The organism is Anaeromyxobacter sp. SG17, assembly GCF_022690695.1.
Taxonomy (GTDB): Bacteria; Myxococcota; Myxococcia; order Myxococcales; family Anaeromyxobacteraceae; genus Anaeromyxobacter; species Anaeromyxobacter soli.
The window spans coordinates 1-9,246 of record NZ_JALCYX010000116.1 but is presented as its reverse complement, the minus strand read 5'-3'; the positions used below and the strand labels follow the sequence as shown (position 1 = coordinate 9,246).

At 70.4% G+C, this 9,246-nt stretch carries 10 protein-coding genes; 9 read left to right on the top strand and 1 reads right to left on the bottom strand.

Going from position 1 to position 9,246, the window contains the following annotated elements; genetic code table 11:
• The 8 genes from MNY60_RS22575 to MNY60_RS22540 form a co-directional block, all read left to right on the top strand.
• On the top strand, positions 1 to 732 hold a 732-nt coding region (locus MNY60_RS22575), incomplete at its 5' end, for a Smr/MutS family protein (protein ID WP_242361971.1).
• Positions 733 to 1,012: 280 nt separating this feature from the next.
• Positions 1,013 to 2,347, top strand: a complete 1,335-nt coding sequence (locus MNY60_RS22570; RefSeq protein ID WP_242356833.1) for a hypothetical protein — start codon at positions 1,013 to 1,015, stop codon at positions 2,345 to 2,347.
• A 90-nt stretch (positions 2,348 to 2,437) separates the two neighbouring features.
• On the top strand, positions 2,438 to 3,589 hold the full coding sequence (locus MNY60_RS22565) for an ABC transporter substrate-binding protein (protein WP_242356831.1): 1,152 nt from the start codon (positions 2,438 to 2,440) through the stop codon (positions 3,587 to 3,589).
• A gap of 237 nt (positions 3,590 to 3,826) precedes the next feature.
• Entirely contained in the window at positions 3,827 to 4,693 is an 867-nt protein-coding gene (locus MNY60_RS22560) for a branched-chain amino acid ABC transporter permease (protein ID WP_242341224.1), read from the top strand.
• An 11-nt stretch (positions 4,694 to 4,704) separates the two neighbouring features.
• Positions 4,705 to 5,808 (top strand): branched-chain amino acid ABC transporter permease, encoded by a 1,104-nt coding sequence (locus tag MNY60_RS22555; RefSeq protein ID WP_242356829.1) that lies wholly within the window; start codon positions 4,705 to 4,707, stop codon positions 5,806 to 5,808.
• 11 nt (positions 5,809 to 5,819) lie between these two features.
• Positions 5,820 to 6,539: an ABC transporter ATP-binding protein gene (locus tag MNY60_RS22550; RefSeq protein WP_242341222.1), complete on the top strand. Its 720-nt coding sequence runs from the start codon at positions 5,820 to 5,822 to the stop codon at positions 6,537 to 6,539.
• Positions 6,540 to 6,550: 11 nt separating this feature from the next.
• Positions 6,551 to 7,255: an ABC transporter ATP-binding protein gene (locus MNY60_RS22545; protein ID WP_242341221.1), complete on the top strand. Its 705-nt coding sequence runs from the start codon at positions 6,551 to 6,553 to the stop codon at positions 7,253 to 7,255.
• Between the two features lie 2 nt (positions 7,256 to 7,257).
• A complete protein-coding gene (locus MNY60_RS22540; RefSeq protein WP_242341220.1) occupies positions 7,258 to 7,683 on the top strand; it encodes a CBS domain-containing protein in 426 nt (141 codons plus the stop codon).
• Between the two features lie 87 nt (positions 7,684 to 7,770).
• Here the strand turns inward: MNY60_RS22540 and MNY60_RS22535 are convergent, their stop codons facing one another.
• Positions 7,771 to 8,517 carry a sulfite exporter TauE/SafE family protein gene (locus MNY60_RS22535; protein ID WP_242341219.1) on the bottom strand — a complete coding sequence of 249 codons (747 nt, stop codon included), beginning with the start codon at positions 8,515 to 8,517 and terminating at the stop codon, positions 7,771 to 7,773.
• Between the two features lie 95 nt (positions 8,518 to 8,612).
• Between MNY60_RS22535 and MNY60_RS22530 the strand changes: the two genes are divergently transcribed.
• On the top strand, positions 8,613 to 8,927 hold the full coding sequence (locus MNY60_RS22530) for a hypothetical protein (protein WP_242341218.1): 315 nt from the start codon (positions 8,613 to 8,615) through the stop codon (positions 8,925 to 8,927).
• Positions 8,928 to 9,246: the final 319 nt, after the last annotated feature.

The following is a 9,246-nucleotide window of genomic DNA, read 5'->3' as shown; positions in this document are numbered from 1 at the left end:
GCCCGCGCCGCCGAGGAGGCCGCGCGGCGGGCCGAGCGCGAGGCGGCGGCGCGCATGGGCGAGGCGCTCGTGGACGAGCTCGAGGCCGCGCGCGCGGAGGTGGCGGAGCTGCTCGCGGGCCTCCAGGCCGCGCCCACGGTGAAGGCCGCGACCGACGCCTCGCGCCAGCTCGACGCCTGGCGCGCCACCGTCCAGCAGGCGGCGCAGGCGACGAAGGCGCGCGCCGAGGCGGGCGCGGAGGCGCTGCCCGGCGGCGAGGTGAAGCCGGGCGTGCGCGTCCGCATCGTCTCGCTCGGGCAGGAGGGCGAGGTCGTGGAGGTGGAGGGGAAGGACGCGCTCGTGCGGGCGGGGCCGCTCAAGGTCCGCCGGCCCGTCTCGGACCTCGTGCCGCTCGTGGGGAAGGCGAAGGACGCGGCGAGGCTCGGCCGCTCGCGCGCGGAGAAGCTCGCGGCGGCGGCCGAGGCGCGCCCCGATGCGCCGCGTGGCCTCGAGCGCCGCCTCGACGTGCGCGGGCTGCGGGTGGAGGAGCTCCTCCGCGAGGTGGAGCGCTACCTCGATCGCGTCTACTCGGCCGGCGAGGCCGAGTGCCTCGTGCTCCACGGCCACGGCACCGGCGCGCTCAAGCAGGCGCTCCGCGATCACCTCTCCGCGTCGCCCTACGTCGGCGCGTTCCGCCCGGGCGACCGCCACGAGGGCGGCGACGCAGTGACCATCGTCAGCCTCCGGCGCTGACGCCGCCGAACCCCCCGATCCGCGAGGCCGCGCGCCGCCGCCGTCGAGCCCGTGAGCTCGCGGCCACCGTCCCCCTCCTTCGGCCAGGGAGGCGCGCCGCGATTTCGCTCTCAGTGTTGTCCACCCATGCGGGCGCAATTCCTGCCGGCCGCGCCAATTTTTCTGCGTTCGAGGGCTGGCCCGGTGTGGTAGAGAGGAAGCACCCGTCCGAGCCTGCGCTCCCTTTTCCGTTCAGGGGCCCGGACACACCGCCGAACACATTGATTTTCGGAGGCACTGCATGAAGGCTTTGAAGAAGCTCATCGCTGCAGCCCTCACCCTTGCGCTGCCGCTCGCGGCTCTCGCGCAGGCGCCTGCTGCAGAGCAGAAGCCCGCCGAGCAGACGCCGGCGGCGCAGCCCGCGACCCCGCCGACCGCGCCTCCGGCCAAGCCGCCCGCCGCGAAGGACGAGGTGAAGGTCACGCCCTACGGCTTCATCCAGCTGAGCGCGTACGCGAACGCGAACACGTTCGCGGCGAAGGACTACCCGGCCCAGGTCGCGCGCACGCAGGCGGGCGGCTCGTACCTCATGAGCGCTCGCTACTCGCGGTTCGGCGTGCGCCTCGCGCTCGACGACGAGAACTGGACCGGCGCGAAGCTCGGCGGAACGATCGAGTTCGACTTCAAGGCCGGCCACCTCGCGACCACGTCGACCACCTGGTACAACGGCGTGATGCGCCTCCGGCTCGCCAGCATGACGGCGACCTGGAAGCAGCCGGTCGGTACCTTCACGATCCTCGCCGGGCAGGACTACGGCATCGTGACGCCGCTGTTCGCGACCTCCATCACGCACACCGCCGACCCGATCTTCTGGCAGGCCGGCAACGCCTGGCGCCGCGCTCCTCAGATCCGCGCGTCCTGGGCGGGCACGCCCGAGATGCTGGGCCTGAACGTCGCGGCCGCGGTCCTCTCCCCGCAGACGAACGACGCCGCGCCGGTGTTCACGCCGGCCAGCGCCGACTACGGCTCCGGCAACGCCTCGCGCTTCCCCAGCCTCGAGGGCCGCGTCGGCGTCAACGCGAAGCTCGATCCGGTCACGGTCGCCGCGGGCGTCGGGTACCTGTACGGCAAGCGCCGCGTGAGCGACGTCACCGGCGGGACGGGCGCCACGAAGGACCTCGACGGCACGCTCCTCGGCGTCGACGTCAACGTGACCTCGCAGTGGCTCGACGTGAAGGGCGAGTGGTTCACGAACGACGGCGCGGGCGACACGTACAACCTGATCGCCGCCGGCGCGGGCGCGGTCGCGACGGGGACTCCCCCGGTCGCGACGGCCGCTCCCGACACGGTCGAGTCGGACGGCTTCTGGGCGCAGGCGGTCCTGAAGCCCATCCCCGAGGTCTGGCTCGTCGGCGGCTACGGCCGCGAGAAGACGGACGCGGGCAGCCGTACGTCCGCCGGCCAGACCGCGGCCTCGGTCCGCCGTGAGAACGAGCAGATCCACGCCGCGGTGATCTTCAACGCCGGCAAGCACTGGAAGTTCGGCGTCGAGGGCGTCCGCACGACGACCACCTACGCAGACGGCCTCGATCAGGACGGCTGGCAGACCGCCGTGTCGTCGCAGTTCGTGTTCTAGGAAGCCGCAAGTCACAGGGGGCGCCCGCGGTGTTGAATGCCGCGGGCGCCTTCGCACGTCCAAAGGATCCCTTCTCGCAAGGAGCGGCACATGAAGAAGATGCTCGCCCCGGCCCTCGCGGCGCTCAGCCTCGCGCTCCCTGGTGCCGGACACGCGCAGGTGAAGATCGGATTCATCAACTCCATCACCGGCCCCGAGGCCCCCATCGGCGAGAACCTCACGAACGGCGTCGACATGGCCGTCGAGGACCTCAAGAAGAAGGGCGTCAACGTCCAGCTCATCAAGCAGGACGACACCGGCAAGCCGCAGGTGTCGATGAGCGCGATGGAGCAGCTCGCGACGGGCGACGAGGTCGCGGCGGTGGTCGGGCCCTACACCTCGGCCACGGCGAACGCGGTCGCGAAGCTCGCGAACCAGTACAAGGTGCCCCAGGTCGTCCCGGCCGCCGCGAAGGAGGAGATCACCAAGCAGGGGTACGACTTCGTCTTCCGGCTCAACGCCCCGGCCCACCAGTACGCGCAGTCGCTCATCGACGCCGCGAGCGAGCTCGGCAAGCCGAAGACGATCGCCTTCATCTACGAGTCGACCGACTTCGGCACGTCCGTCGCCGCTGCCGGCAAGGACTTCGCGCAGAAGAAGGGCCTCAAGATCGTCGCGGACGAGGCCTACCAGAAGGGCGCGCCCGACTACCGCTCCACGCTCACCAAGATCAAGGCCCAGAGCCCGGACCTCGTCTTCATGGTGTCCTACGTCGCGGACGCGATCCTGCTCATGCGGCAGTCGCGCGAGGTGGGGCTGAAGCCGCAGGCCTTCCTGGGCGGCGGCGCGGGCTTCGACACCGCGCAGTTCGAGAGCGAGAAGGACATCTCGAACCTCGTCTTCTCGGTGACGCAGTGGACGCCGGAGAGCACCCCGGCCGCGCAGGAGTTCGCGGACCGTTACCTCAAGAAGTACGGGAAGAAGCCGACCTACCACGCGGCCTGCGCCTACGCCTCCATGATGATCGTGGGCGAGGTCGCGCAGCAGGCGGGCGGCGATCGCAAGAAGATCCAGGAGGGGCTCAAGGCCGGCAAGTGGAACGGCATCATGGGCAACGTGGACTTCCGGGATTACGAGGGGTTCACGAACCAGAACGAGCTCGTCATGCCGGTCGTCCAGTACCAGGGCGGCAAGTCGGTGACGGTCTTCCCGAAGCAGCTCGCGAAGAAGAAGGCCGTCTACCCGTTCCCGGGCTGGAAGTGATGGGAGGGCCGCGTCACGCGGCGTGACCTTCGTACCTGGGGGCGGCGGGCCGGACACAGGCCCGCCGCCCCGTTCGTTTCGGGGGCGCGCGCCGGTCGCCCCCCGGTCGGCCGCCGATCGCCCTTTTTTCGCGCCCTGCGCGCTGACAGGCGTTGAAGTCGGCTCGCCTGTTTGGTTACGCTCCCCGGCCCCTCTCGTTCTTCGCTCACCCTCGACCGGAGCCGCGGAGCCAGCCGAATGAACGTGTTCTTGCAGTCGGTGATCAGCGGGATCCTCGTGGGCGGCGTGTACGCGCTCATCGGGATCGGGCTGACGATCATCTTCGGCGTCATGCGCGTCATCAACTTCGCGCACGGCGACCTGCTCATGCTGGGGATGTACGCGACCTGGCTCGTCTTCTCGCGGCTCGGGATCGATCCCTTCGTCTCGGTCGCCATCACCGGACCGCTCCTGTTCCTGTGGGGAGCGTTCCTCCAGAAGACCCTCATCAACCGGGTGCTCAACGCGCTCCCGCAGAACCAGATCCTGCTCACGATCGGGCTCGGCCTCATCATGTCGAACTCGATCATGCTGATGTTCACCTCCGACTACCGGATCCTCACGACGACCTACTCGTCGTCGAGCTTCTCGCTCGGCGGGATCTCGATCTCGGAGCCGCTGCTCGTCGCGTTCCTCATCACGGCGGTGATCACCGCGGCGCTCTACTGGTTCCTCCTGAGGACCGACACCGGCCAGGCGATCCGCGCGACCGCCCAGGACCGCGACGCGGCGCAGCTCATGGGCATCAACGTGCAGGCGATGTCGGTGCTCGCGTTCGGCATCGGCTCCGCGCTCGCCGGGGTGGCGGGCGCGCTCATCTCGCCGACCTACTACATCTTCCCGCAGGTCGGCAGCACCTTCACGCTGAAGGCCTTCGTGATCGTGGTGCTCGGAGGTATGGGCAGCGTCATCGGCGCGACGCTCGGCGGCCTCATCATCGGGGTCACCGAGTCGCTCTCGGCGGTCTACATCGCCTCCGGCCTGAAGGAGCTCGTCGTGTTCGTGCTCTTCCTCGGGCTCCTCCTCTTCAAGCCGTCCGGCCTCCTCGGGAAGACCCGGGCCTAAGGGTGCACTCCATGGATCGGCGTCCCCTCCTCTCCCGCGCCCCCCGCGGCTTCTCCGTCCTCGGGCTCGTCCTCTTCGTGGCGGCGATCGCGGCGCTCGCGGCGTTCCCGAGCTTCGTGAAGAAGCCGTACGTCCTCCACATGGGTGTCGTGCTGTTCCTGGCGGTCATCCAGGGCCAGGCCTGGAACGTCATCGGCGGCTACGCCGGCCAGTACTCCGTCGGCCACGCCGCGTTCTTCGGCATCGGCGCGTACGTCACGATGATGCTGCTCGAGCTCAACAAGACCGCCCCGTGGGTCGGGATCTGGGCGGCGATCGCGGCGGCGGTGCTCCTGTCGCTCGTCATCGGCAGCATCACCTTCCGGCTGCGCGGACCCTACTTCGTGCTCGCCTCGATCTCGGTCACCGAGATCATCCGTCTCGCCGCGCTGCACTTCAAGGCGTTCACTCGCGGCGCCGAGGGGTTCCTCGTCACCGAGATCCCGACGCTCAAAATCGGCGCGACCGAGATCGAGTTCTTCACGAAGCGCCCGTTCTACTTCGCGGCGCTCGGGCTCGCGGTCGTCACCATCATCGCGAACTGGGCCGTGCAGCACTCGAAGCTCGGCTACTACTTCCAGGCGATCCGCGAGGACCAGGACGCCGCCCATTCGCTCGGCATCAACCCCGCCTTCTACAAGAACGTCGCGCTCGCGATCTCCGCCGCGTTCACCGCCGCGGCCGGCGGCTTCTACGCGATGTTCGTGAAGTTCATCGACCCGAACACGGTGTTCGGGCTGGACGTGTCGGTGCAGTTCGTCCTCATCTGCATCATCGGCGGCATCGGGACGATCCTCGGCCCGGTGATCGGGGCGATGGTGCTCGTGCCGCTCTCGGAGATCCTCCGCAACCCCAAGGGGCTCGTGCAGCTCGGGATCGTCTCGTCCGACTCGGGGTTCGTGCGGTTCATCGAGGCGAACCTCTCGAACGCGCACATGCTCGTGTACGGCATCCTGGTGGTGGTGGTGATCCTGTTCGCGCCCGAGGGCGTGCTGGGCGTCATCCGCCGCCTCGCGACCCGGCTGCGCCGCCGCACGCCGTCGCGCGGGCGGACGGAACCGGCGGCGACGGCCTGAGGGAGGCGACCATGGCGATCCTCGACATCGAGCACGTCTCCAAGTTCTTCGGGGGCCTCGCGGCCAACTCCGACGTCTCCTTCTCCATGGAGCAGGGGATGATCATGGGCCTCATCGGCCCGAACGGCGCGGGCAAGACCACCCTCTTCAACTGCATCACCGGCTACTACCCGCCCTCGAAGGGCGAGGTGACCTTCAAGGGCACGCGGCTCAACGGGCTCCAGCCGGATCAGGTCTGCAGGCTCGGCATGGTGCGGACGTGGCAGAAGGTCCGCCCGCTCGCGAAGCTCTCCGTGGTGGACAACGTGATGGTGGGCGCGCTCGCTCGCACCTCGAGCCTCAGGGTCGCGCGCGAGCTCGCGATGGAGCAGCTCAAGGTCGTCCGACTGGACCACAAGCCCGACTTCCTGGCGGGCGGGCTCCCCATCGGCGAGCGCAAGAAGCTGGAGGTGGCCCGCGCCCTCGCCACGAAGCCCGAGCTCCTGCTCCTCGACGAGGTGATGGGCGGCCTCAACCCCGCCGAGTCGGAGGAGATCATCCAGCTCATCCTCGAGCTCAAGAAGCGGGGCCTCACGCAGATGGTCATCGAGCACGACATGAAGGCCATCATGCGGATCTCCGACCGGATCGTGGTCCTCAACTCCGGCGAGAAGCTCGCCGAGGGCGGCCCGCGCGAGATCGCCGACAACCCCGACGTCATCGCCGCCTACCTGGGCGAGCGGGTCGAGTGACGGGAGACGACATGCTCCAGATCCGCAAGCTCAACTTCGCCTACGGCGACCTGCAGGTCCTCTGGGACGTCGACCTCGAGGTGAAGCAGGGGGAGATCGTCACCGTCGTCGGCGCGAACGGCGCCGGCAAGTCCACGATCCTGAGGAACGTCTCGCGGCTCGTCCGCCCGACCTCGGGGTCGATCACGTTCGAGGGCACGGAGCTCTCGCGCGTCCCCTCCCACAAGGTCGTGGAGATGGGGATCGTCCAGGTCCCGGAGGCGCGCCGCATCTTCCCGGAGATGACCGTCACCGAGAACCTCCGCATGGGCTCGTTCGTGAAGTCCACGCGCAAGGACCGCGAGCGCAACATGGAGCGGGTGTTCTCGCTCTTCCCCCGCCTCGCCGAGCGCAAGGGCCAGCTCGGCGGCACCATGTCCGGCGGCGAGCAGCAGATGCTCGCCATCGGGCGCGGCCTCATGGGGAACCCGCGCGTCATGCTCCTCGACGAGCCCTCGCTCGGGCTCTCGCCGCTGCTCGTGCGGAACATCTTCGAGATCATCAAGGAGATCAACCGCCAGGGAACGACCATCCTGCTCGTGGAGCAGAACGTGTTCCAGTCGCTGCGCATCTCCCATCGGGCCTACGTGCTCGAGACGGGCCGGGTGGTACTCTCCGGCCCGGGCGCCGAGCTGCTCGACAACGCGCACGTGAAGAAGGCCTTCCTGGGGATCTGATCATGGCGGACACGAAGCTCACCGTCGGCGACTGGATGACGCGGAACCCGATCACCATCGGGGACGACGCGTCGATCGTGGAGGCGATCCACCTCCTCCGCGAGCGGAACATCCGGCGGCTGCCGGTGATGAAGGGCGACAGGATCGTCGGCCTGGTGACGGAGAAGATGCTCCTCGGCTACATGCCGGCGAAGGCGACGAGCCTCGACCAGTGGGAGCTGCAGTACCTGCTCTCGAAGACGCCCGTCACCGCCGCCATGAACCCGAAGCCGCACACCGTGAAGCCGGAGACCCCCATCTCCGAGGCGGCGAAGCTCCTCCACGACCGCAAGCTGAACGGCGTCATCGTGGCCGGGACGCGCGGCGAGCTCGTGGGCATCCTCACCACGACGAACGCGCTCGAGGCGCTGATTCATTTTTCTAGATAGACGGGGGCTGCGCCCCCGCCCCAGCAGCGAAGCTGCTGGGGCCCCTCCCCGGAGTCGGCGGCCTTAATGCGCGCCGGGGGCTCGCCCTCAGCGCAGGAACATCTTCCCCGCGGCGAACAGGCCCACGGCGATGGCGAACGCTCGCATCCCGGCGGGCGGGAGCCGCTGCGCGAGCAGCGCGCCGATCCATCCCCCCGCCAGCGATGCGACCGCCATGATGGCCGCGACGCGCAGGTCCACCTTGCCGCTCATGGCGAAGAGGATCGCCGCGACGCCGTTCGTGAGCAGCGCGAGCAGCACCTTGAGGGCGTTCGCGTGCTGCATCGAGGACGGCACGAGGATGCCCATCGCCGCGAGCATCAGGATCCCGATGCCCGCGCCGAAGTAGCCCCCGTAGATGGAGATGAGGAGCTGGATGACCCAGTGCGCGAGGGGATGGTTGCCGACGGCGTGGCCGCCGACGAAGGTCTTGATCGGCCCCTGCAGCGCGAGGAGCGCGCAGGCGAACAGGATGAGCCAGGGGACGATCGCCGCGAACGCCGACTCGGGGAGCGCGAGGAGCAGCACCGAGCCGATCGCGCCGCCGAGCAGCGCGGGCACGCCGAGGGTGAGCGCGCGCCGCCGCTCCTCGCCGATGTGCCGGCGATAAGCCCAGACGGAGGAGAACTGGCCGGGCCAGAGCGCGACGGTGCTGGTGGCGTTCGCGCCGACGGGGCCGAGCCCGGCCGTGAGCAGCGCCGGGAAGGTGAGGAGGGTCCCGCCGCCCGCGACCGCGTTGATCAGGCCGGCGGCGGCGGACGACGCGGTCACGAGCAGCCCGTTGGCGAGCGTCACCGTTCGTGATTAGCACGGCGCGCCCCGGCGGCGCAGCCCCCGCCGGGCGATTGCCGGGCCCGCCGCGCGGCGGCAGATCCCGGCCGGAGGTCCCGATGCACGCGACCCTCGACCGAGCCGAGATCATCCACTTCGCGGGCTGGAGCCGGCGCTCGCCTGCGCTGCGCGACGGCGCGCCGGTCCTCGTCGGCCACGGGGAGGCCGGGGAGCGCTGCGGCTGGGAGCCGTTCTTCCGCGCGCTGGCGGCGAAGGGCCTCGCGGTCGCGTTCGATCCGGGGACGCCCGGGGAGCCGCGCTTCGTCCCGCGGGCGGAGGCGGAGCCGCACCTCGGCTCCGCTCGAAGGACTCCCGTCGCGGAGGCCCGACGGTTCCTCTCGGCCCTTCGTGGAGCGCCTCCCGCCGCGAGGTAGCCCGCCGCAGCCGTTACCTTCCGCGCCGGCCGCCGCGCGGACCGCCCTTGCCACCCTTGCCGCCGCCGCTCGGGCCCCTCCCGCCCTTCCCGCCCTGCGGCCGCCCGCCCTGTGCCTTCCCGCCCTGCGCCTTGCCGCCAGGCTGACCGCGCCGCCCCGTCCTGCCGGGCGACCCGGCGTGGCCCGAGGCCTTGCGCTCGCCGCGCCCCTCGGTCCGCCGAGCGCCTGCGCCGGCCGCCCCGCGCTCGCGGCGGCTCTCCCCGCCCCGCTCGCGGCGCTCGCCCGGAGCGCCGTGCTCCCGGTGGCCGTCCCCGCTGCG